This is a genomic window from Amaricoccus sp., assembly GCF_047602525.1.
In the GTDB taxonomy this organism is placed as follows: domain Bacteria; phylum Pseudomonadota; class Alphaproteobacteria; order Rhodobacterales; family Rhodobacteraceae; genus Amaricoccus.
Map to the genome: position 1 here is coordinate 1,872,485 of NZ_JASGHB010000001.1, position 22,997 is coordinate 1,895,481.

The window sequence follows — 22,997 nt, forward strand, 5'->3', positions numbered from 1 at the left end:
GCGGGCGCCCGCTCCGGTCGTCCGGCGCCGGATGCGTCGACCGAGGTTCGATCTCCCTAAAGCCGTCCGATTTCAGGACTTTGCCGGCTATTTCACGCGTGAACCCCGCGACCGTCGCATGATCCTCGGCATCGGCAACGACCTCGCCAACATCGAGCGCATCGGCCGCACGATCGAGCGCTTCGGCCCCCGGTTCCTCACCCGCGTCTTCACCGACGCCGAGCAACGCCTCGCCGAATCCCGCCGGCTGCGCGTCGAGACCTACGCGAAGCGCTGGGCCGCGAAGGAGGCGTGCTCCAAGGCCCTCGGCACCGGCCTGCGCATGGGGATCAAGTGGCGCGACATGGGCGTCGTCAACCGCCGCTCGGGCCAGCCGACCATGCTCCTCGACGGCTGGGCGGCCCGCCGCCTTGCCGACCTCACCCCCGCCGGCCACGCCGCCCACGTCCACCTGACCCTGACCGACGATCACCCCTGGGCCTTCGCCGTCGTCGTGATCGAGGCCCTGCCGCTTGGTCAGCTGCCTCCCGATGTGCCGCTCTCCGGTGCGCTGCTGCCCGGGACGCCGTCCGGGACGTAGACCGTCACGGCCTCGGGGTGGACCTTCACCGCCACCGGCGTCCGGGTGATGAGCTCGCCGTCCGCATTGACCGGCTTCGGCCGCTTGGTGCGGATCTCGAACTCGCTGCCCCGCGCGGTGCGCACCTCGTGCCACGCGCCATGCTCGCCGCTGCGGAAGGTCCGCAACATCAGCGCGAGCTTCAGCACGTCCTCTGTCTCGAGGCTGTAGAGGTCGAGGTGGCCGTCGTCGATCGCCGCGTCCGAGGCCACCTTGGTGCCCCCGCCGTAGAACACGCCGTTGCCGACGGCGATCTGCAGGGTCCGGGTGCGGGTCGTGGTCTCGCCCTCGGTGATCCACGCGGTGAACCGCCGCGCCTTCCAGAGCGCGCGCAGCGCCGCCATGGCATAGCCGAGCCGGCCCCAGCGCTTCTTCAGCCCCGATGACAGCTCGCGCGCGAGATCGCTCGACAGGCCGAGCGAGGCGACGTTGAAGAACGGCTCGCCGTTCACCGTGCCGAGGTCGATCCGCCGCTGCCGTCCCGCAAGGACCACATCGACCGCCTCGGCCGGATCGAGGGGCAGGCCCAGCGTCCGCGCCAGGTCGTTCGCGGTGCCGAGCGGCAGGATGCCGAGCGGCAGGCCGGCCTCCTTCAGCGCCACGCCCGCCCGCGAGATCGTGCCATCGCCGCCGCCGAGGATCACCGCGTCGACCTCGCCGGCCGCCTCGCGGATCGCGATGGCGATGTCCTCGGGCCGCTTCGTCTCGACCCGGCGCACCGCGACCCCGGCCGCGTCCAGCTTCTGCCGCACCACGTCGTGCGCCTCGGCGCCGCGCCGCGCCCTGGTGTTGAGGATCATCAGCACCCGCCGCGGCGGATCGGCCCCGGGAACGATCGACATGGCCCGACTCTCCCTGAACCGCGGCGACAGGGCCGAGAGGTAGGCACCCGACCCGGTGGAGGCAAGGCTTCAAGCCTGCGGAATATCAGCCGAATCCTGCGATGTCCCCGGCAGGCGCACCACCCGGGTCACGTCGCGCACCCCCGCCCGGCCGCGGCCGGAGAGCGACGGGTTCTTCATGAAGAAGCGGTGGCAGGAAAACATCTCCTCGCCCTCGCGCGGCACCTGCCGGGCATAGCTGCCATCGGGCTGCGCCACCCAGCTCTGCGCCTGGTCGGCCATGTTCGCCGCCATGATCTGGTCGAGGATCTGGGCATGGACCGTCGGATTGGTGATCTCGACCAGCGCCTCGATCCGCCAGTTGAGATTGCGCTCCATCCAGTCGGCCGAGCTGATGTAGACCCGCGCCTCGGCCGACGGCAGGCCCTGACCGTTGCCGAAGCAGAGGATCCGGCTGTGCTCGAGGAAGCGGCCGATGATCGACTTCACCCGGATGTTGTCGGAGAGACCGGCAACGCCGGCACGCAGACCGCAGATGCCGCGCACCACCATGTCGATCTTCACGCCCGCCTGGCTCGCGGCATAGAGCGCGTCGATCACCTCGGGCTCGGTCACGGCGTTGAGCTTGATCCAGACCTGCGCCGGCCGACCGGCCTTCGCGTGCGCGATCTCCGCTTCCAGCCCCTCGAGGATGCGCGGCTTGATCATGTGCGGGCTGATCGCGAGGTTCTCGAGACTCGACGGCCGGACGTAGCCGGTGACGTAGTTGAAGACCTTGGTCGCGTCCCGCCCGAGCGCCTTGTCGCAGGTGAAGAGCGACAGGTCGGTGTAGATGTTCGCGGTCCCGGGATGATAGTTGCCCGTGCCGAAGTGGGTGTAGGTGACGAGTTCCGCCCCCTCGCGCCGCACCACGGTCGAGATCTTCGCGTGGGTCTTCCAGTCGATGAAGCCGTAGACCACCTGCGCCCCGGCCCGCTCCAGCCGGCGGCTCTGGCGGATGTTCGCGGCCTCGTCGAAGCGGGCCTTCAGCTCGACGAGCGCCGTGACCGACTTGCCGTCCTCCGCCGCCTCGCAGAGCGCCGCGACGATCGGGCTGTCGCGGCTGGTGCGGTAGAGCGTCTGCTTGATGGCCAGCACGTCCGGGTCGCGGGCCGCCTGCATCAGGAAGCGGACCACCACGTCGAAGGTCTCGTACGGGTGGTGCAGCAGCATGTCCTTCTGGCGGATCGCGGCGAAGATGTCGCCCTCGAAGTCCTGCACACGCTCCGGCATCCGCGGGGTGAACGACGGCCAGAGCAAATCCGGCCGGCCGATCCGGGTCAGCTCGGCGAGATCGGACATGCCGAGCAGGCCGGGGATCTCGATCACCTCCTCCGGGACGACCCCGATCGAGCCGACGATCATCTCGCGCAGGTCTGCGGGCGCGTCGGCGGTCATCGTCATCAGGATGACCTCGCCGCGGCGCCGGCGCTTCAGCGCCGTCTCGAACTCGCGCACGAGGTCCGCGGCTTCTTCCTCGACCTCGAGGTCGCTGTCGCGCAGCACCCGGAAGGCGCAGAGGCCGAGCATGGCATAGCCGGGGAACAGCCGGTCGAGGAACACCTCGAGCAGCCCCTCGAGCGGCAGGAAGCGCCTCTGTCCGGCCGGTCCGTCGGGCAGGCGGACGAAGCGGGCGACCTGGCTCGGCACCGGCAGCAGCGCCTCGAGCACCTCGCCGTCGGCCTCGCGCCGCAGTTGCAGGCCCATGGCGAAGCCGCCGTTGGCGATGAACGGGAACGGGTGCGCCGGGTCGATGGCGAGCGGCGAGAGGATCGGGAACACCTGCTCGAAGAAGTGGGACTCGAGCGCCTTCACGTCGACGGCGCGCAGGTCGGCAGGACCGGGAAACTCGATCCCCTCCTGTTTCATCAACCCCTTCAGGACGCGAAGGCAGTCCTGCTGGCGCATCATCAGGGCGCGGGCGTCGGCGTTGATCCGCTTCAGCTGCTCGGTGGCGGAAAGGCCGTCGGAGGACGCGGTGGTGACGCCCTCGCGCACGATGCCGCGCAGGCCGGCGACGCGGACGGAATAGAACTCGTCGAGGTTGGAGGACGAGATCGACAGGAAGCGGACCCGCTCGAGCAGCGGCACCGCCGGGTTCTCCGCCTCGGCCATCACCCGCCAGTTGAAGGCGAGCCACGACAGCTCGCGATTGATGAACCGCTCGGGTCCGGCAACGTCGAGGTCGGGCATTGCCCGGCCCGACGGGGCGGCGCTGTTGAGAAAGTCTGCGTTCACGTCGGGATGGAGCGGAGTTTCGAGCATCCCAGGGTCTCCAGAGGCGGATTTTTGGCGATCTTAGGGCTCTGGACGGGGCACGCAACCGTCACAGGCAGCGGTTGAGACCAATGGCGGCGAAAATAGGGAACTTTCCCCGCTCGCGGGGTGTGGCCGGAGCAGCTTCCGGCGCAAGTATCTGCGCCGGCCCGCCTGCCGCCTTCGGCTCCCCGGCTATTCCAGCCGCTCGACCTTGCGCAGTGACGGGAAGACCCGCATCCAGAGCAGCGCGACGAGGACCGTGCCGACGCCGCCGATCACCGCCGCGGGCACCGTCCCGAAGAGCGCGGCCGTCATCCCGCTCTCGAATTCGCCGAGCTGGTTCGAGGCGTTGACGAAGAGATAGTTCACCGCACCGACCCGGCCGCGCATCTCGTCCGGCGTGCGCAGCTGGACGAGCGAGGTGCGGATGATGACGCTGATCGTGTCGGCCGCGCCCATCACCACCAGCGCCGCCAGCGACAGCCACATCGCCCGCGACAGCGCGAAGACGAGGGTGGCGAGGCCGAACACCAGCACCGCCTGCAACATGCGCATGCCGACCCGCCGCGTGATGCTGCGGCGGGCGAGCACCACGGTCATCGTCAACGCCCCGACCGCCGGGGCCGCGCGCAGGAAGCCGAGGCCCCACGAGCCGGTGTGGAGGATGTCGGCGGCATAGATCGGCATCAGCGCCGTGGCGCCGCCGAGCAGCACCGCGAACAGGTCGAGCGAGATGGTGCCGAGGATCGCCTGGTCGCTCTTCACGAAGCGGATGCCGGCGAAGAACTCCGACAGCCGTGGCGCAGGCCGCGCGCCGGGCGGGCGGTCGAGCCTGATCGCGCCGTTGAGCAGGCTGCCGAGGATCCAGAAACCCGCCATCATGCCGTAGGGCAACGCCGGACCGGCGGCATAGGCGAAGCCGCCGATCGCGGGGCCAGCGATCACCGCGAGCTGGAACATGCCGTTCGCGAGTGCCGCGGCCCGCTGGAACTGCCCCGGGGGCGCGACGCCGGTGAGCAGTGCCGCCGTGGCCGGCGCCTCGAACGCGCCCGCGATGCCGAAGATCGCGACGGCGCCATAGATGCCGCGGACCGTCATCCAGTCATGGAGCGTGCCCCAGAACAGGTAGGCCGCCGCGCAGGCCTGGACGATCTGGCAGATCTGCACCACGCGCTGCCGGTCGTAGCGGTCGGCGGCGTGGCCGGCGAGAAAGACGAGGATCGCGGTCGGCAGGAACTGCACGAGCCCGATCAGGCCGAGGTGGAAGGCCGAGCCGGTCATCGAATAGACCTGCCAGCCCAGCGCCACCGTCGCCATCTGCGCGGCAAAGCGCGAGAAGCCCCGGCCGAAGAAGTAGAGCAGGAACGGACGGTGCGCGAGCAGACGCTCGTCCCTCGCCAGGTCGGTGTCGGTCATTCTGAAGCCGCCATGGCGTCCCCTCCGGCTGCCAGCACCTCCCCTGCGAGCCGCAGGCTGACCGGCCGGCGCTCGGCCAGGCCGGCGCAGTCGATGGCCGCCACCACCCGCTCGGCCGCCGGCAGCGCGCGGTCGATCCTGAGCGCGAGATAGCGCACCACATCCGCCCCCACAATGAGCTGCCTGTCGGCGAAGAGCTTCGCGAGCACCGCGGCGAGCAGGTCGTCGTCGGGCAGGTCGAGGCGGGCGACCGGCGCCACCGCCAGCCGGCTCGCGAGATCGGGCAGCCGCAGCGGCCAGCGCGCCGGCGGCTCGCGCCCCGTGACGAGCAGGCTGCCGCGGAGCGCGAGGCGGTTGCAGAGGTGGAACAGCGTCTCCTCGGCCGCCGCGCCGAAGAGCCCGTCCGCGTCCTCGACGGCAAAGGCCGCGTCGTCGGGCACGGCGGCGAGGTCGAGCCCGGGCAGCTCCTCCGCGCCGATCAGGCGCGCCCCGGACCGGGCGGCCCAGACGTGGGCGAGATGGGTCTTGCCGCTGCCCTCCGGCCCCGCCACCGCGAGCCGGCGCCCCGGCCACGCGGGCCAGGTATCGACCTGCGCCAGCGCCAGCGCATTCGCCGGCGAGACGAAGAAATCCGACCGCCCGAGCGCGGGGCGGGCGGCGAGGTCGAGGACGAGCTGGCGCGGGGTGGGGGTCATGCGGGTCGGGGCGTCGCCGGCGCGCGCTGGCGCCGGCACCCGCGGGGATCGCGCGTCACTCCTCCCCGGTCTCCGGCAGTTCGACACGGCCGGTGTAGATCGGGCTCTCCTTGTAGCGCTCGACGGCGAAGCGGCCGAGCACGCCCAGCGCGGCGGCGAGCGGCACGGCGACGAGCAGGCCGGTGAAGCCGAACAGCGCGCCGAAGACCGACAACGCGAGCAGCAGCCAGACCGGATGCAGGCCCACCGACTTGCCGATCAGGTTCGGCTGCAGGATGTTGCCTTCGACGAACTGGCCGAACAGGAAGATGCCGAGCGTGACGGCGATCCAGAATCTTCGCGTCCCAGAACTGGAACAGCGCGATGCCGACGGAGAGGGTCAACCCGACCATCGAGCCGACGTAGGGGATGAAGGCGATGAGCCCCGCGGTCATGCCGATCAGGAAGCCGAACTGCAACCCGATCGCCATGAGCGCGATGGCGTAGTAGGCGCCGAGGACCAGGCACACGGTGATCTGGCCGCGGACGAAGCCCGCCAGCACCACGTCGATCTCGCGGGCGAGCCGGCGGATGGTCGGCGCGTGCGCGCGCGGCAGGATGGCGTTGGTCTTGGCCACCATCCGGTCCCAGTCGAGCAGCAGGTAGAAGGCGACGACGGGCGCGACCACCAGCAGGAAGATGAAGCTCAGCAGTTCGAGTGAACTGGCAAGCACCTGGTTCAGCATGGTCATGCCGTTGTCGCGCAGCGCCGCCTCGATCTCGCCGAGGTTGCGCATGAGCAGCGAGTGCTCGCCGAAGATTTCGGGATAGCGCCGGCCGAGCACGGTGGTCAGCTGGTCGATGTAGGTGGGCAGCGCCACGACGAGGCCCTGGACCTGTTCGATGAGCGCGGGGACGGCAAAAAGCAGCACCGCGGCGGCCGCGAGCACGGCCGTGATGGCAATGACCGAGGTGGCAACCACCCGGCTGAGGCCGATGTCTTCCAGCCGGTCGGCGATCGGGTCGAGGAAGTAGGCGAGCCCGGCGCCGAGCAGGAACGGCAACAGCGTCGATCCGAGCAGCCACAGGATCAACACGAGGGCAAGGAAGCCGATCCCCCAGAATTGCGCTTGCCGGCGCGCGCTGACCGCCATTCCCCGTCCTCCCTGAAGCCTGCGACTAGGTGGCGCAGGGGCGTGCCTGTGGCAAGCCCGACCGCGCCCGGCGGAAACGCCGCCCGCACCGGCTGGGTTCCGCAACCTCGCGACATCGGACGGAAAGGCGCGGGCCCGCGTTGACCCCGCCGCCTCGGCTGCCTAGGAACGGCGCATGACCGAGCTTCTCTATCGTGACGACCCGTATCTCACCGAGGCGGCGGCGCGCGTCACCGCCGCGAGCGACGCCGGCGTCGAGCTTGACCGGACGATCTTCTACGCCGCGTCGGGTGGCCAGCCCGGCGACAGCGGGCGGATGGAGTGGCCGGGCGGCGGCGCGGCGGTGACGGACACCCTGCACCCCGACGGCGACCGGACCCGCGTGCTGCACCGCCTCGACGCGCCGGCGCCGCCGCCGGGCACTCCGGTGAGGCTGGTGCTCGACTGGGCGCGCCGGCACCGGCTGATGCGGATGCACACCGCGTTGCACCTGCTGTCGGTGGTGCTGCCCTACGGCGTGACTGGCGGGCAGATCGGCGAGGACAAGGGCCGGCTCGACTTCGACATGCCCGAGCCGCCGGGCGATCTCGCGGCGATCGACGCGGCGCTCAACGCGCATGTGGCGGCCGACATGGCGGTCAGTGCCGAGTGGATCGGCGAGGACGAGCTGGCGGCGCGGCCGGAGATGGTGAAGACGATGAAGGTGAAGCCGCCGGTGGGCCAGGGCCGGGTGCGGCTGGTCCGCATCGGCGAGGTCGACCTGCAGCCCTGCGGCGGCACGCACGTGGCGCGGACCGGCGAGATCGGTCCGCTCAGGCTCGGCAAGATCGAGAAGAAGGGCCGCGAGAACCGCCGGGTCTCGCTGCACTTCGCCGACGGGGCAGCATGACCGCGGGGCCGATGGCGCTCTATCGCCAGCGCGTCGCCGACGGCACCATCGAGGCCGATCCGGCGCAGCGGCTGGCGATCGAGAAGCTGCAGCTGCTGTGGATGCGGCTCGCCGACTACAACCCGGCCAGGCCGAAGCGCGTGGGCTTCGGCCTGTTCGGTTGGGGGCGCGACCGGATCGAGGAGAAGGTCGTCCCCGGTCTCTACCTCTACGGCGGGGTCGGGCGCGGCAAGTCGATGCTCATGGACCTGTTCTTCGAGACCGCGCCGGTGGCACACAAGCGCCGCGTCCACTTCCACGCGCTGATGCAGGAGGTCCACAAGGGGATCGCCGCCGCCCGCGCCAAGAGCGTGAGCGACCCGGTGAAGCCCGTGGCCGACGCGATCGCCGACGGCGCGACGCTGCTCTGCCTCGACGAGATGCAGATCACCGACATCACCGACGCGATGCTGGTCGGGCGGCTGTTCGAGCGGCTGTTCGAGCGCGGCACCGTGGTCGTCACCACCTCGAACCGCGCGCCGGACGAGCTCTACAAGGACGGGCTGAACCGCAACCTGTTCCTGCCGTTCATCGCGCTCATCAAGGAACGGCTGGAGATCCACGAGCTGGCGAGCGCGGTCGACCACCGGCTCGACAGGCTGCACGGCGCGCCGGTCTATTACGCGCCGCTCGGGCCGGACGCGACGGCGGCGCTCGATTCCGCCTGGACCCGGCTCGCCGGCGGCGAGGGGCGGCCGCTGGGGCTGTCGGTGCAGGGGCGCACGGTGACGCTGCCGGAATTCTGCAACGGCGTCGCGCGGGCGAGCTTTGCCGACCTGTGCATGAAGCCGCTCGGGCCGGCGGACTATCTCGCGCTCGCCGAGGCGGTGGAGGTGCTGGTCCTCGACGACGTGCCCGGGCTGTCGCGGGCGCGCAACAACGAGGCGAAGCGCTTCGTGACGCTGGTCGATGCGCTCTACGAGGCGAAGGTGCGGCTGGTGATCTCGGCCGCCGCCGAGCCCGACGCGCTCTACGTCGCGGGAGAGGGGGCGTTCGAGTTCGAGCGCACCGCCTCGCGGCTGCACGAGATGCGCAGCGCCGACTGGCCGCCGCGCAGGGCGGGGTGAGGCTCCACCCCACCCCAAGGCCGCGTCAGTCGACGAAAGCCTTCTCGATGACGAACTGGCCCGGCTCCGAATTCGAGCCTTCGGCCATCCCGGCGCCCTCGCAGAGCGCCTTGTGCTCCTGAAGCATCGCCATGGAGCCACAGATCATCACCCGGTCGCTCGCCGGGTCGAGCGGCCCGCCGGTGGCGGCGGCGAGGCGGCCGTCGCGGATCCAGTCGGTCATCCGGCCCATCGCCGGGCTCTCTTCGCGGGTGGTGGTCGCGATGTGGAGGAGCTTGTCGCCGACCAGCTCGGAGAGCATCTCGTCGCCCTTGATCCGCGCGATCAGGTCGTGGCCGTAGTCCAGTTCCTTCGCCTCGCGGCAGGTCTGGGTGAGCACCACCTTGTCGAACTTCTCGTAGGTTTCGGGCTCGCGGATGATCGAGGCGAACGGGGCGATTCCGGTGCCGGTCGAGAACAGGAACAGCCGCTTGCCGCGCGTCAGCGCATCGTGGACGAGCGTCCCGACCGGCTTCGGCCGCATGACGATCTCGTCGCCCTCGGCCAGATGCTGCAGGCGCGAGGTGAGCGGACCGTCCTCGACCTTGATCGAGTAGAACTCGAGCTCGTCGTCCCAGGCGGGCGAGGCGATGGAATAGGCCCTGAGCAGCGGCTTGCCGTCGACGATGAGGCCGATCATCGCGAACTCGCCGGAGCGGAACCGGAATCCCGCCGGACGCGCGCAGTTGAACGAGAAGGTCCGGTCCGTCCAGTGACGGATGTTGGAGACCTTCAGCAGCGCCATGCCGCGCAGCGCCTTTTCCACTACCTGATTCATGTCAGCCCCGACTCGGAAATCGACCGCGCCTATACACGGCCGCATTGAGAACGAAAACCCTGCCATCCGGCAGGATTTGGTCGCCAGCGCGAATTCCATCCGCCCCGGCGCGGCAGGACGCGACTTCGGTTCCACGCAGCCCGCAGCGCCGGCGCCGCGCGTTCGTGCACCACCACGGCGACCGCGCGAACGACCTTTTTTCTCGGTCTTTCGCAGCCGCGCTCATTCCGGCGTCCGGCACCGTTCGGAAACCCCTCGCCGCGGGCCGAGGCTATGTCCTCTCCCGACCTCACGCAATGCCAGCGAGGCCCTTGCGCAGGGGGATCGCTTGAACGGGAGGGGGATTCCGGTCCGGGATTTGCTGTGATTCATTGGGGGGCCTCGAAGCAGCGGGGCAATCCATGTCGGGCAAGGCGTTTATCGACCATTTTTCTGCACTGGAGGACCCGCGGCAGGCTTGGAAGGTGGTCTACCCGTTGCCCGAGATCCTGCTCGTCGTGCTCTGCGCGACGCTCGGCGGGGCGGAGGACTTCGTCGAAGTGGCGCGCTGGGGCCAGAGGAAGCTCGACTTCCTGCGCCGGCTGTTGCCGTACGAGCGGGGCATCGCCTCGCATGACACCCTGAACGACGTGATGAACGCGCTGCCGGCGCCGCTCTTCGCCGAGTGCTTCACGGCTTGGGTGGAGAGCCTGCGCGAGCAGGCACCCGACATCGTGGCGATCGACGGCAAGACCTCGCGGCGGAGCCGCGCGAAGGGGAGCGATCCCCTGCACCTCGTCTCGGCCTGGGCGAGCCGGCAGCGGCTGGTGCTCGGGCAGGAGGCCGTGTCGGAGAAGTCGAACGAGATCAATGCGATCCCTCAGCTCCTCGCGCGGCTCGAGCTCGATGGGGCCCTCGTCACCATCGACGCCATGGGCTGCCAGACCGAGATCGCCAGGGCAATCCGCGGCAAGGGCGCCGACTACCTCCTCGCGCTCAAGGACAACTGGCCGGCACTTGCCGAGGAGGTGCGGCGCTACTTCGACACTGCGCCCGCCGACAGCCTCGCCAGCCACGAGACCACCGACGGCGACCATGGTCGCATCGAGGTCCGCCGCGCCTTCGTCAGCCACGACGTTGGCTGGCTCGCCTCCGACCGGCGCTTCCCCGGCGAGTGGCGCTTCCCGGACCTCGCCATGATCGGCATGGTCGAGGCCGAGGTCGAGCGCGATGCCAGAACCAGCCTCGCCCGCCGCTACTATCTTTCCTCCGCCCCCCTCACCGCCCCGGCCTTCGCCGCCGCCGTCCGCGCCCATTGGGGCATCGAGAACCGGCTCCACTGGGTGATGGACGTCGTCTTCCACGACGACCTCATGCGGCTCAGGACCGGCAGCGGGCCCGCCAACATGGCCACCATCCGCCACGCCGCTCTCAACATCGTCAAGGAGATACCCGACAAGGCCAGCCTCAAGGTCCGACGAAAGACCCTCGGATGGGACGACCAATACCTACTCGCCGCCCTCAAGCCCTCCCCCCAATGACCTTCGAGCGATCCCCCTGGGCCCTTGCGCCGCGCGTCACACTCTCGCAGCATCCGCCGACAGGAACGAGAGACCGGCCTTGCCCGATTCCGCGCCAGAGACCAGAACCGAGACCGCAGCCGAAATCCGCCGCACCACCTGCTACATGTGCGCCTGCCGCTGCGGCATCGACGTGCACGTCGCGGACAACCGGGTCCGCCACATCGAGGGGAACCGCGCCCATCCGGTCAACCGCGGCGTGCTCTGCGCCAAGGGCGCGGCCGGGGTGATGCAGCACCTCTCCCCTGCCCGCCTGCGCGCGCCGCTGCGCCGCACCGGGCCCCGCGGCTCGGGCGAATTCAGGGAAGTCTCCTGGGACGAGGCGCTCGGCATCGCGGTCAACTGGCTCGAACCGATCCGCCAGAACCACCCGGAGCGGCTCGCCTTCTTCACCGGCCGAGACCAGAGTCAGGCGCTGACCGGCTGGTGGGCGCAACAGTTCGGCACGCCGAACTATGCCGCGCACGGCGGCTTCTGCTCTGTCAACATGGCGGCGGCCGGCATCTACACGCTGGGCGGCGCGTTCTGGGAGTTCGGCGCGCCGGACTGGGAGCGGACGAAGCTCCTGCTGCTCTTCGGCGTCGCCGAGGACCACGACTCGAACCCGCTGAAGATCGGCCTCGGCAAGCTCAAGGCGCGCGGCGCCCGGGTGATCTCGATCAACCCGGTGCGCACCGGATATTCCGCCATCGCCGATCAGTGGATCGGCATCACCCCGGGCACCGACGGGCTCCTGGTGCTGAGCCTCGTCCACCTGCTGCTCACCTCGGGCCGGATCGACCTCGCCTATCTCCTGCGCTTCACCAACGCCGCGTGGCTCGTCGACCAGAACCCCGCGTCGCCCGGCTTCGGCAGCTTCCTGCGCGATGCCGAGGGCCGGGAACTCGCCTGGGACCCGGCCCGCCACCGCGCGGCGCCGGCGGAGAGCGTGGCAAGGCCCGCGCTCGCCGGCGGCTTCAACATCGGCCCGACCCACGCGAAGCCGGTCTTCGCGCTCATCGCCGAGACCTACCTCGACCCGGCGCTCGCGCCGGAGGCCGTCGCCCCCGCCTGCGGCATCGAGGCGGGCGTCATCCGCCGCCTCGCCGCCGAACTCGCCGACGTGGCGTTCAACCAGACGATCACGCTCGAGCGCCCGTGGACCGACCACCGCGGCGAGCGGCACGCCGCGATGACCGGCCGGCCCGTGGCCATGCACGCCATGCGCGGCATCTCGGCCCACTCGAACGGTTTCCAGACGTGCCGGGCGATCCACCTGCTCCAGCTTCTCCTCGGCACCGTCGAGGTGCCCGGCGGCTTCCGCTTCGAGCCGCCCTATCCGAAGCCCGTCGCCGCCCACCCGAGGCCGCACCACAAGGTGACGCCCGGCTACCCCCTCGACGGCCCGCAGCTCGGCTATCCGCGCGGGCCGGAAGATCTCGCCGTCGACGCGGACGGCCGGCCGAAGCGCATCGACCACGCCTTCTCGTGGGAGGCGCCGCTGTCGGCGCACGGCATGATGCACATGGTGATCGCCAACGCCGCGAAGGCTGATCCCTATCCGATCGACGTGCTGTTCCTCTACATGGCGAACATGGCGTGGAACTCGTCGATGAACACGCGCCAGACCATCGAGATGCTGACCGCCACCGACGCGAGCGGCGTCCACCTCATCCCGAAGATCATCGTCGCCGACAGCTATTCCTCGGAAATGGTCGCCTATGCCGACCTCGTGCTGCCCGACACCACCTATCTCGAGCGGCACGACTGCATCTCGCTGCTCGACCGACCGATTTCCGAGCCCGACGCCGCGGTCGACGCGATCCGCTGGCCGGTGATCGAGCCCGAACGCCCGGGCCACGCCGGCGTGCGCGGCTTTCAGTCGGTGCTGCTCGACCTCGGCGCCCGGCTGAAGCTGCCCGGCATGGTCGACGCCGACGGAGAGCCCACCTATCGCGACTACGCCGACTACATGGTGCGCCACCAGCGCCGCCCGGGGGTCGGGCCGCTGATGGGCTGGCGGGGCGAGGACGGCAGCGACACCGGCCGCGGCGCGCCCAACCCCGACCAGCTCGCCCGCTACATCGCGGCCGGCGGCTTCCACGTCGCCCACGTCCCGGAGGAGGCGGCGTTCTTCAAGCCGTGGAACACGGCGTATCAGGACTGGGCCGTGAAGCTCGGGATCTTCGATGCGCCACAGCCCTATCTGTTCCAGCTCTATGCCGAGCCGCTCGCCCGGTTTCAGGCCGCCGCCCTCGGCCATGGCCCCCACCAGCCGCCCGAGCACCTGCGCGAGCGCCTTGCCCAAACCATGGCGCCGCTGCCCGTCTGGTATCCGGCCCTGTCCGACACCGACCCGGACGCCTATCCGCTGCACGCGATCACCCAGCGGCCGGCGGCGATGTATCACTCGTGGGGATCGCAGAACGCGTGGCTCCGGCAAATCCATGGGGAAAATCCGCTCTACATCCCCGGCCACCTCTGGGACTCGCTCGGCTTCCAGCCCGGCGACTTTGCCCGCGTGGTCTCGCCGCACGGCGAGATCCGCGTGCCGGCCGCACGGATGGACGCGCTGAACCCGGCGACGGTCTGGACGTGGAACGCCATCGGCAAGCGGCCGGGCGCCTGGTCGCTCGCCCCCGACGCGCCGGAGGCGACGCGCGGCTTCCTGCTCAACCACCTGATCCCGGAGACCCTGCCGACCGGCCTGTCGAACTCCGATCCGGTGACGGGACAGGCGGCATGGTACGACCTGCGCGTCCGCATCGAACGCATCCCGGCCGAGGCGCGCAGCGCGCCCGCTTTCCCGGCGGAGATGTCTCCCGTGCCCCGCCCGCCCGAACTGGTGAGATTCCGTGCAAGTTAGTCCCGCGCCCCGGATTCCATACTGGCTTGCCAACCTGGAGAGCAGTCGGCTTTCCGGCATCAGCCGGAAAACCGGCAAAGAAGGCTCTGCGCGCGACCCGCGCGCTCCGGATGGCCGCAAAGGCGGCCTGCGCCGATGACCGCCCTGCCACCGCCAACCGGACGCGCCCTTGGCCTCGTCATCGACCTCGACACCTGCGTCGGCTGCCACGCCTGTGTCGTCGCCTGCAAGGAATGGAACTCCGGCTCCTCCCCGGCCGGCCCGCTCTCCGACACCGATGCCTACGGCGCGGAGCCGAGCGGCACGTTCCTGAACCGCGTCCACACCTTCGAGGCCGTTCCCGACGACGGCCAGCCCCGCGTCGTGCATTTCCCGAAGTCCTGCCTGCACTGCGCCGAGGCGCCCTGCGTCACCGTCTGCCCGACGGGGGCAAGCTGGAAGCGGGCGGCGGATGGCATCGTGCTCGTCAACGAGGCCGACTGCATCGGCTGCGGCCTCTGCGCCTGGGCCTGTCCGTACGGCGCCCGCGAACTCGACCCGGTGGCGGGCACGATGAAGAAGTGCACGCTCTGCGAGGACCGGATCGACAACCCGGGCCTGCCGGAGGCCGATCGCATCCCCGCCTGCGTCCGGACCTGCCCGGCCGGTGCGCGGCACTTCGGCGATCTCGGCGACCCGGAGAGCGCGGTGTCGCGGCTCGTCGCCGAGCGCGGCGGGATCGACCTGATGCCGGAACAGGGGACGCGGCCGACCAACAAGTACCTGCCGCCCCGGGCGCGCGACGTCGCGGTGCTCGCGCCCCTGCTCGACCCGCTGCCCGAGGACGCGGGCGGCTTTCTCGGCTGGCTCGACCGGACGCTGGCGCGGCTCTGACATGCATCCCGCCGCCTCGATCATCGCCTTCACCACCCTCTCCGGCCTCGGCTTCGGGCTGATCGCCTGGCTCGGCGTCGGCGCCGCCCCGGACGCGGGGCCGCTGCGGGCGCTGGTCCTGTCCGGGCTCGCCATCGGCCTCGTCTCCTCGGGCCTCGTCGCCAGCCTGCTGCACCTCGGGCAGCCGACGCGGTTCCTGAAGGCGTTCAGCCAGTGGCGCAGCTCGTGGCTGAGCCGCGAGGCCGTGCTGGCACTCGCCACCCTCGCGGTCTTCGCGCTCTACGCCGCGCTCTGGCTCGCGGGTCTCCGCCTGCTGCCGCTCGGCGTGGCCGCAAGTTGCCTTGCGCTCGCGACCGTCGGCGCGACGTCGATGATCTATGCCCAGATGCGCAGCGTGCCGCGCTGGCGCTCGCCGCTGACCCCGGCGCTGTTCCTGCTCGCCGCGCTCGCCGGCGGCGCGCTGCTCGCGGACGCGCGGGACGCCGCGCCCTGGCTGCTCGGCGGTCTCGGGGTCGCGCAGCTGGCCGCTTGGGGATGGGGCGACCGCGCGCTCGCCCGCTCCGGCACCACGCTCGCGACCGCCACGGGCCTCGGCCCGCTCGGCCGCCCGCGCCTGCTCGAGCCGCCGCACACCGGCGAGAACTACCTCCTGCGCGAGATGGTGCACGTCGTCGGCCGCCGCCACGCGCCGAAGCTGCGGCTGATCGGGTTCACCCTTGCGGTGCTGCTGCCGCTCGCGCTGATCCTCGCGAGCAGCGGCGGGCTTGCGCGCTGGATCGCTGCCGATGTCCATATCGTCGGCGTCGTGGTTCTGCGCTGGCTGTTCTTCGCGGAGGCCGAGCATGTGGTTGGCCTTTACTACGGAAGACGCTAGAGACGGCCGCGCCGACCGGAGGAGTAGCCTTGCCTAAGCCCAAGCCAAAGCCAAAGCGCAGCACTGCCGTCACGCTGCCCGGCCAGCCGCCTCGGCTCCAGGTCGGCGCGCTCTGCTGGCGGCGCACGCGCAAAGGGCTGCGGTTCCTGCTCATCACCAGCCGCGACACCGGCCGCTGGATCATCCCGAAGGGCTGGCCGATGCGCAATCGCACCGAGGCGGGCGCCGCCGCCCGCGAGGCCTGGGAGGAAGCCGGCCTGCGCGGCGAGATCTCGAACGACAGCCTCGGGGTCTATACCTATCGCAAGCGTGCGCCGAACTCGGTGATCATGTCGTGCGTGGTGCGGGTCTATCCGCTCGAGGCGCGCGAGATGCTGCAGAAGTTTCCCGAGACCGGCCAGCGCCGCGCCCGCTGGTTCTCGCGCGAGAAGGCGGCACGACGCGTTGCGGAGCACGAGCTGGCCGCGCTGATTCGCGGCTTCGCCCCCGACGCCGCAACACGCGCCCCGGCCGAGCCCGAGCCCGATCCCGCGCGCGCGGTCCCGGACTGACTCCCGCCTGCCCCCGCCCAACGAGAAGGAAGCCCCGATGGAGATCATCCCTGCCGGCAGCCGCCCCTCCGGCCGCGGCCCCGCCGACTGGTTCACCGGGCAGGTCCGCATCGACCCGCTGATGAACCCGTTCGACGCCGCCCGCGTGCAGGGGGCGAGCGTGACCTTCGAGCCCGGCGCCCGCACCGCCTGGCACACCCACCCGCTCGGACAGACGCTCGTCGTCACCGCCGGCCGCGGCCGCGCCTGCCGCTGGGGCGGCACGCCGGAGGAGATCCGCCCCGGCGATGTCGTCTGGTTCGCGCCCGGCGAGAAGCACTGGCACGGTGCCGCGCCGGACACCGCCATGACCCACATCGCGCTGCAGGAGGTCGCGGACGGCCGCGCCGTCGACTGGCTGGAACAGGTCTCGGAGGCCGACTACCTCGGCGGTCAGGGGGCCTGAGCCGGGGTCAGCGTCGTCACGCCGATCGCACCGGCGCGCGCCAGCGCCGGGTCGAGCGACATCGGGATGTACTCCGCCCCCTGCCAGATCGGGGCGAGGTCGTCGTAGTGCCGGGACAGCGGATGGCCGCTCTCTCCCGTGGCGATGACGTAGAGGCTCGAGTCCGGGTCGGAGAAGTCGTAGACCGCGCGGAACCCGGCCGCGTGGACATTGGCGTAGGGCTCCGGTCCCGTGCCAGTCGACTGGCCGCGCAGCAGCGTCTGGTCGCCGCCCGAGGTGCTGAGGCGGATGTTCACCAGGCTGCGCAGCACCGGGATGGTGCCGAGCGTCTGGTGCGCCTGCACCGCCGGATGGGCGTCGCCCCAGCGCCAGCTCCCCAGATGCGGCCCGTACTTCTCGTCCAGCTCGAGCAGCGCGTCGTCGAGCGCCCGGCGGGCCATCTCGGTGCAGGTCTCGACCGCGGTCGTCTGCTTCACGTCGCACCACGCCCCGGCGCCGTCGGTGTTGCGGAACACCCGCTCGATGAACACCGGGTCGGGCTGGGCCATCAGCGGCATGAGCGGACCAAGCTCGTCCTGCGCCAGCCGCCGCTGCAGCGCGCGCACCCACGCGGCATAGATCAGCGGCTCGGGATCGTGCTCGCCCATCTCGCCGTTCCAGTTCGCGAGCCGCTCCAGCGCCACCTGCCGCTGACGCTCGGTGGTGCCCTCCGCCGCCCGCTCGCCGGAATACCAGAGGTCGCGCGCAATGAGCGGCAGCAGCACCCGTGCCGCCTCTGACACGGCGTCGGTCTGGATCTCCACGAAGCTGTCCCGGCTGTGGTACTGCCGATCGCCGAGCAGCCGCCCGGCGCGGACGATGCGGAAGCTGTCGCCCCAGTCGAAGCTCAGGTGATCGGGAAACGCCGCATCGGTGATGCGGTTGTTGGTGTTCACCACCACGCCGCTCGGCGGGTCCTCGACCCAGGGGTTTTCATCGAAGCTGCGCATCCCCTGCCAGTCGTTGACCGCGAGCCAGCCCGGCGAGGGCAGCCGGCCTTTCGACGTGCTGCCCGCCTGCCGGCGCGGCGCCGCGCCGGACATCTGCAGCGCCACGGACTTGGCATCGGCGATGGTGATGTTCTGCGACGGCGCCACCGCGTCGCGCGCCGCCTGCCGCGCCTCCTCGACCGTCTTCGCCCGCATCAGGCCCAGCGCCGCGCCGATCGAGCGGTCGTCGGCGGTCAGCGCCGTCCAGGCGAGCGCCGCGACATGCCCCGGCGGCGTCACGGCCGAGGCCCCGAAGGCATCGCCCGGGATCACCGGCCCGTGGCGGGTCCGGCGCAGCGTCACCGTCACCGGCGCCGCCCCCTTCACGCCGATCGTCGCGCTGCGCGTCTCGAGCGTCTGCCAGCCGGTCGGGGTCAGGTACTGCGTCGGGTCGTCGGGGTTCAGCTTCTCGATATAGACGTCCTGATCGTCGAGATAGCTTGAGGTCAGGCCCCAGCCGACGCTCGGGTTGCGGCCGATGAGGATCGCCGGCATCCCCGGGATGGTCGCGCCGATCACCGGCCCGGTCGAGAGGTCCATGCGCGCCAGCATCCAGATCGACGGCGCGCTCAGGGGCAGGTGCGGGTCGGTGGCGAGCAAGGGTGCGCCGCCCGAGGTGCGCCGCCCGATGGCCGCGAAGGCGTTCGACGCGCCGCCGAAGCCCGGGGCGGGCACCGGGTCGAGCGGATTCCGCGTCGCGTCGGCGACCTGCGTCGGGGCCGGCGCATCGGGGAAGAGCTCGGAGAACTGCGGCAGGGCCATCACCGGCGCCGTCGGCGAATCCGGCAGGATGTCGGCGAGCCGCGCCGCCGGCAGCGCCAGCGACAGCCGCGCGCGCAGCGTCTCCATCGCGGCCTTGTCGGTCAGTTGCAGCGCGATCAGCTTCTGGATCGCGATCGAGTCCGACGGCAGCCACGGCGAGATGTCGGGCGAGAACAGGAAGAATTCCGGCGCGCCGCGGCCGAGCGCCTTTTCCTGCACCACCTTCAGCCAGGCGTTCACCCCGTCGGCGTAGGCCTCGAGCGCCGCACGGGTCTCCGGGGTCTGCGCCGCGACCGCATTCCGCGCATAGCCCGACAGGTCGAGCGCGCGCATCAGCGTGTCGATCGGCAGCGTCTCGGGCCCGAAGATCTCCGAGAGCCGCCCCTGCGCGGTGCGCCGCAGCAGCGTCATCTGCCAGAGCCGGTCCTGCGCATGCGCGAAGCCGAGGCCGAAGAAGGCGTCGTGATCGTCCTTCGCCAGGATGTGCGGCACGGCGTAGCGGTCGCGCACGATGTCGAGCGGCTGCTGCGGCCCCGCGAGGCTCAACTTCGCGTTGTAGTCGGGAAGCGACTGGGACGCGAGGTAATACGCCAGCAGCAGCGCGCCGGCGGCGAGGGCGGCGAGCGCGAGGAAGACGCGCATCAGCCACCGGAACAGAAACGCCATCCGCTCAACCGGTCCTTTCGCCACCGTTTCAGGGCCACCCGCGCCGCAGCACGGTCGTCGCCTTGACCCTGCCGGGATAGCAGGCGATCAGGAGGGGCACAACGCGAGAAGGGTTAACGGGGGGCGGCGCATGGCACGGGTGGCATTCATCGGACTGGGGGTGATGGGCTATCCCATGGCCGGGCATCTGGCCGCCAAGGGGCACGACGTCACCGTCTACAACCGCACGGCGAAAAAGGCCGAGGCCTGGGCGGCGCAGCACGGCGGCCGGACCGCCCCGACCCCCGCCGCAGCGGCGGAAGGCCGGGAGATCGTCTTTGCCTGCGTCGGCAACGACGAAGACCTGCGCGGCGTGACGACGGGCGAGAACGGCGCCTTCGAGACGCTGGCCACCGGCGCCGTCTTCGTCGACCACACCACGGCCTCGGCCGAGGTCGCGCGCGAACTCGACGCCGCGGCGAAGAGCCGCGGGGCGCAGTTCGTCGACGCGCCGGTCTCCGGCGGCCAGGCGGGCGCGGAGAACGGCGTGCTGACGGTGATGTGCGGCGGCGACCCGGCCGCCTATGCCACCGCCGAGCCGGTCATCGCAGCCTATGCCCGCGCCTGCCGCCTGATGGGGCCGGCGGGATCGGGGCAGCTCGCCAAGATGGTCAACCAGATCTGCATCGCGGGACTGGTGCAGGGTCTGTCCGAGGGCCTCGCCTTCGCCGAGAAGGCCGGGCTCGACGGCGAGGCGGTGCTCGAGACGATCGGCAAGGGCGCGGCCGGCTCGTGGCAGATGGACAACCGCGGCAGGACCATGCTGGCCGACAGGTTCGACTTCGGCTTCGCGGTCGACTGGATGCGGAAGGATCTGGCGATCTGCCTCGACGAGGCGAACCGCAACGGCGCGGCCCTGCCGGGGACCGCGCTCATCGACCAGTTCTACAAGGACGTGCAGCGCATGGGCGGCGGCCGCTGGGACACCTCGAGCCTGATCCGCCGGCTGCGCTAGCTGGAGCGGAGCCCGCCCCGCCAAGGGCCGGGCCGCCCGCTCCGGATCGTCGACCCGTTGCGATGCCTTGACCACCGGACGGTCCCGTCCGGTGGATATGGCTGTCGCGCCGGCCCGCAGACGCTAGCCGAAGCGGTTCGGCACCGGATCACGCGAGACCAGCACGTAGATCACGAAGATCCAGCCGATGACCGGCAGGAAGATCATCAGATACCACCAGAAGCTCCAGTCCGCGTCATGGAAGCGGCGGCTGGTGACGGCGAGCGACGGGATGAGCAGCGCGAGGCTGACCAGGGTGCCGAACAGCCCGACGTCGCTCGCGACGTGCAGCCCGCTCAGGTTGTCGGCGATTGCGGCGGCAACGTTCGCCAGCGCGCCGAACAGCGCGAAGAACCAGTATTCCGAGCGCGAGGCACGGCCGCGAAACGTCGCGTAGCCTGCAAAGCATGCCTCGATCGCCGCATTGAATCCCCGCCACGGCGCCGGACCCGCGCTTGTGACCTCTTGATCGACCATCAGGCCCTCCATCCTTTGCGTGCTGTGTGTCTGGCCGGGGGGCGAGGGTCAATCGAAATCGGTGGAGATGAATCCAAATGATTTCAATGCGTTTCCAATCATTCCACGCCGGAGGCCCTCGGATTTCACGCTCGGCCGGCGCTGATCGCCCCCTTGCAAACCCTGCCGCGCCTGCCAGAAGGTACGGCTCGGGCCGGTCAGGGAGTCCCTCCGCATGAAATTCTCGATCGCAACCGTTTCGCTCGGCGGCACCCTTGCGGAAAAGCTCGCGGCCATCGCGCACGCCGGGTTCGACGGCGTCGAGATCTTCGAAGCCGACGTCCTCGCCTACGACGGCCGCCCTGCCGACATCGGCACGATGGTCCGCGACCACGGCCTCGAGATCATCGCCTTCCAGCCGTTCCGCGACTTCGAGGGCATGCCCGAGCCCCAGCGCAGCCGCGGCTTCGAGCGGGCGAAGCGCAAGTTCGAGCTGATGAACGAGCTTGGCGCCCGCGATATCCTCGTCTGCTCCAACGTCTCGCCGCTCTCGCTCGGCGGCATCGACCGGGCGGCGGCCGACCTCCACGAGCTCGGCGCCGTGGCCGAGGGGTTCGACGTCCGGATCGGCTACGAGGCGCTCGCCTTCGGCCGCCACGTCTGGGACTATCGGGACGCTTGGGAGATCGTCCGTCGCGCCGACCATCCGAGGATCGGCCTGATCCTCGACAGCTGGCACGTTCTCGCGCGCAAGCTGCCGGTCGACCCGATCCGCTCGATCCCCGCGGACCGCATCACCTTCGTGCAGGTCGCCGACGCGCCCGCCATGGACATGGACATGCTGCAGTGGTCGCGGCACTTCCGCAACTTCCCCGGCCAGGGCGACATGGACGTCGACGGCTTCATGCGGGCGCTGCTCGCCACCGGCTATGACGGCTGGATCAGCCACGAGATCTTCAACGACCGCTTCCGCATGGCGTCGCCCCGGCGGATCGCCGAGGACGGCGAGCGCTCGCTCGTCTGGATGCGCGACCGGCTGGAGCCCGGGCACCTGCCGCCCCGTGTCACGCCCGAGGCGGTGGAGTGGATCGAATTCGCCATCTCCGAGGAGGACGCCCCCGCGCTCGAGGCGGTGTTCACCGGCATGGGCTTCCGCCTGACCGGCCGGCACCGCAGCAAGCAGGTCACGCGCTGGAGCCAGGGCGCGATCAATCTCGTCATCAACACCGAGCCGGACGGGCTCGCCCACTCGCACCAGATCGTCCACGGCCCCTCCGTGGTCGCGATCGGGCTCCGGGTCGGCGACGCCGCCGCCGCCTTCGCCCGCGCTGCGGGCCTGCGGATGCACGTCTATCGCGGCGAGGTCGGCCCCGGCGAGCTCGACATTCCGGCGGTGCGCGGCATCGGCGGCTCGCTTCTCTACTTTACCGACTCGAAAAGCGACCTCGCGCGGGTCTGGGAAATCGAGTTCGAGCCGGTGGAGGCCGTGCCCGCCGGCCCGCTGTCGCGGATCGACCACCTGTCGCAGTCGATGAGCCCGGACGAGATGCTGAGCTGGCGGCTGTTCTACCTGTCGCTCTTCGACCTCGACCGCACGCCGCAGGTCGACGTGATCGACCCGGCCGGTGTGGTCGAGAGCATGGCGCTGCACACCCCCGACCGGACACTACGGATCTGCATGAACGCCTCGGCCTCCGAGCGGACCCAGTCGTCGCGCTTCCTCGACGAGTTCTTCGGCGCCGGCACGCAGCACATGGCGTTCCTGACCGACGACATCTTCGCCGCGGCCGAGGCGATGCAGGCGTCCGGCATGGCGACGCTGCCGATCCCGGACAACTACTATGACGACCTCGAGGCCCGGCTCGGGCTGGAGCCCGAGTTCGTCGACCGGCTGCGCGACTGCGGCATCCTCTACGACGAGGACGAAAACGGCCGGTTCTTCCAGATCTACACCCGCGCGTTCCGCGAACGGTTCTTCTTCGAGATCGTCGAGCGCGAGGGCTACACCGGCTACGGCGCGCCGAACGCGCCGATCCGGCTCGCGGCCCAGGCCCGCCTCGCCCGCGCGCCGGCGATCCCGCGGCTTTGAT

General features: G+C 70.8%; 19 protein-coding genes and 1 pseudogene. 11 read left to right on the forward strand and 9 right to left on the reverse strand.

Translation table 11 applies throughout. The features are described 5' to 3' along the window. Positions 1-118: 118 nt before the first annotated feature. Positions 119-580: a holo-ACP synthase gene (gene acpS / locus QM699_RS09725; RefSeq protein ID WP_415010940.1), complete on the forward strand. Its 462-nt coding sequence runs from the start codon at positions 119-121 to the stop codon at positions 578-580. On the opposite strand, the gene QM699_RS09730 is transcribed toward acpS, so the two are convergent. The 6 genes and pseudogenes from QM699_RS09730 to QM699_RS09755 form a co-directional block, all read right to left on the reverse strand. After that, positions 517-1,461: a lipid kinase gene (locus QM699_RS09730; protein ID WP_415010941.1), complete on the reverse strand. Its 945-nt coding sequence runs from the start codon at positions 1,459-1,461 to the stop codon at positions 517-519. The two genes, acpS and QM699_RS09730, sit on opposite strands and share 64 nt — an antisense overlap. 69 nt (positions 1,462-1,530) lie before the next feature. Then, a complete protein-coding gene (locus QM699_RS09735) occupies positions 1,531-3,765 on the reverse strand; it encodes an RNA degradosome polyphosphate kinase (protein WP_415010942.1) in 2,235 nt (744 codons plus the stop codon). 186 nt (positions 3,766-3,951) lie between these two features. Next, positions 3,952-5,175: an MFS transporter gene (locus QM699_RS09740; RefSeq protein ID WP_415010943.1), complete on the reverse strand. Its 1,224-nt coding sequence runs from the start codon at positions 5,173-5,175 to the stop codon at positions 3,952-3,954. Then, positions 5,172-5,870: a chromosomal replication initiator DnaA gene (locus QM699_RS09745; protein ID WP_415010944.1), complete on the reverse strand. Its 699-nt coding sequence runs from the start codon at positions 5,868-5,870 to the stop codon at positions 5,172-5,174. Before QM699_RS09745 ends, QM699_RS09740 begins: the two co-directional genes overlap by 4 nt. 55 nt (positions 5,871-5,925) lie before the next feature. Continuing rightward, positions 5,926-6,198 carry an AI-2E family transporter gene (locus tag QM699_RS09750; protein ID WP_415012731.1) on the reverse strand — a complete coding sequence of 91 codons (273 nt, stop codon included), beginning with the start codon at positions 6,196-6,198 and terminating at the stop codon, positions 5,926-5,928. A gap of 76 nt (positions 6,199-6,274) precedes the next feature. Then, a pseudogene (locus QM699_RS09755) lies at positions 6,275-7,003 on the reverse strand (AI-2E family transporter); the annotation flags it as partial. A gap of 175 nt (positions 7,004-7,178) precedes the next feature. On the opposite strand from QM699_RS09755, the gene QM699_RS09760 reads away from it, so the two are divergent. Both QM699_RS09760 and zapE read left to right on the forward strand, forming a co-directional pair. After that, a complete protein-coding gene (locus QM699_RS09760; protein ID WP_415010945.1) occupies positions 7,179-7,892 on the forward strand; it encodes an alanyl-tRNA editing protein in 714 nt (237 codons plus the stop codon). Further along, positions 7,889-8,998, forward strand: a complete 1,110-nt coding sequence (gene zapE / locus QM699_RS09765) for a cell division protein ZapE (RefSeq protein ID WP_415010946.1) — start codon at positions 7,889-7,891, stop codon at positions 8,996-8,998. The genes QM699_RS09760 and zapE overlap by 4 nt, the downstream gene beginning before the upstream one ends. A 25-nt stretch (positions 8,999-9,023) precedes the next feature. Here the strand turns inward: zapE and QM699_RS09770 are convergent, their stop codons facing one another. Further along, positions 9,024-9,815: a ferredoxin--NADP reductase gene (locus QM699_RS09770; protein WP_415010947.1), complete on the reverse strand. Its 792-nt coding sequence runs from the start codon at positions 9,813-9,815 to the stop codon at positions 9,024-9,026. Positions 9,816-10,216: 401 nt separating this feature from the next. Here QM699_RS09770 and QM699_RS09775 point away from each other — a divergent pair, with 401 nt between their 5' ends. The 6 genes from QM699_RS09775 (at position 10,217) to QM699_RS09800 (ending at position 16,962) form a co-directional block, all read left to right on the forward strand. Continuing rightward, positions 10,217-11,335: an ISAs1 family transposase gene (locus QM699_RS09775; protein WP_415010499.1), complete on the forward strand. Its 1,119-nt coding sequence runs from the start codon at positions 10,217-10,219 to the stop codon at positions 11,333-11,335. Between the two features lie 79 nt (positions 11,336-11,414). Then, entirely contained in the window at positions 11,415-14,219 is a 2,805-nt protein-coding gene (locus QM699_RS09780; RefSeq protein WP_415010948.1) for a molybdopterin-dependent oxidoreductase, read from the forward strand. 135 nt (positions 14,220-14,354) lie between these two features. Then, positions 14,355-15,092 carry a 4Fe-4S dicluster domain-containing protein gene (locus QM699_RS09785; RefSeq protein WP_415010949.1) on the forward strand — a complete coding sequence of 246 codons (738 nt, stop codon included), beginning with the start codon at positions 14,355-14,357 and terminating at the stop codon, positions 15,090-15,092. 1 nt (position 15,093) lies between these two features. After that, positions 15,094-15,966 carry a dimethyl sulfoxide reductase anchor subunit family protein gene (locus QM699_RS09790; protein WP_415010950.1) on the forward strand — a complete coding sequence of 291 codons (873 nt, stop codon included), beginning with the start codon at positions 15,094-15,096 and terminating at the stop codon, positions 15,964-15,966. Between the two features lie 29 nt (positions 15,967-15,995). Then, the gene (locus QM699_RS09795) at positions 15,996-16,517 is read left to right on the forward strand and encodes an NUDIX hydrolase (protein ID WP_415010951.1); all 522 of its coding nucleotides are present in this window, start codon (positions 15,996-15,998) and stop codon (positions 16,515-16,517) included. A 37-nt stretch (positions 16,518-16,554) separates the two neighbouring features. Further along, positions 16,555-16,962 carry a cupin domain-containing protein gene (locus QM699_RS09800; protein WP_415010952.1) on the forward strand — a complete coding sequence of 136 codons (408 nt, stop codon included), beginning with the start codon at positions 16,555-16,557 and terminating at the stop codon, positions 16,960-16,962. On the opposite strand, the gene QM699_RS09805 is transcribed toward QM699_RS09800, so the two are convergent. Beyond that, on the reverse strand, positions 16,950-19,418 hold the full coding sequence (locus QM699_RS09805; RefSeq protein WP_415010953.1) for a penicillin acylase family protein: 2,469 nt from the start codon (positions 19,416-19,418) through the stop codon (positions 16,950-16,952). The genes QM699_RS09800 and QM699_RS09805 overlap by 13 nt on opposite strands. Positions 19,419-19,494: 76 nt before the next feature. Between QM699_RS09805 and QM699_RS09810 the strand changes: the two genes are divergently transcribed. Then, complete coding sequence (locus QM699_RS09810) at positions 19,495-20,412, forward strand: NAD(P)-dependent oxidoreductase (protein ID WP_415012732.1); 918 nt, start codon at positions 19,495-19,497, stop codon at positions 20,410-20,412. A 123-nt stretch (positions 20,413-20,535) separates the two neighbouring features. On the opposite strand, the gene QM699_RS09815 is transcribed toward QM699_RS09810, so the two are convergent. Next, the gene (locus QM699_RS09815) at positions 20,536-20,928 is read right to left on the reverse strand and encodes a DUF805 domain-containing protein (protein ID WP_415010954.1); all 393 of its coding nucleotides are present in this window, start codon (positions 20,926-20,928) and stop codon (positions 20,536-20,538) included. A gap of 214 nt (positions 20,929-21,142) precedes the next feature. Here QM699_RS09815 and QM699_RS09820 point away from each other — a divergent pair, with 214 nt between their 5' ends. Beyond that, a complete protein-coding gene (locus QM699_RS09820; protein WP_415010955.1) occupies positions 21,143-22,996 on the forward strand; it encodes a bifunctional sugar phosphate isomerase/epimerase/4-hydroxyphenylpyruvate dioxygenase family protein in 1,854 nt (617 codons plus the stop codon). Position 22,997 lies beyond the last annotated feature (1 nt).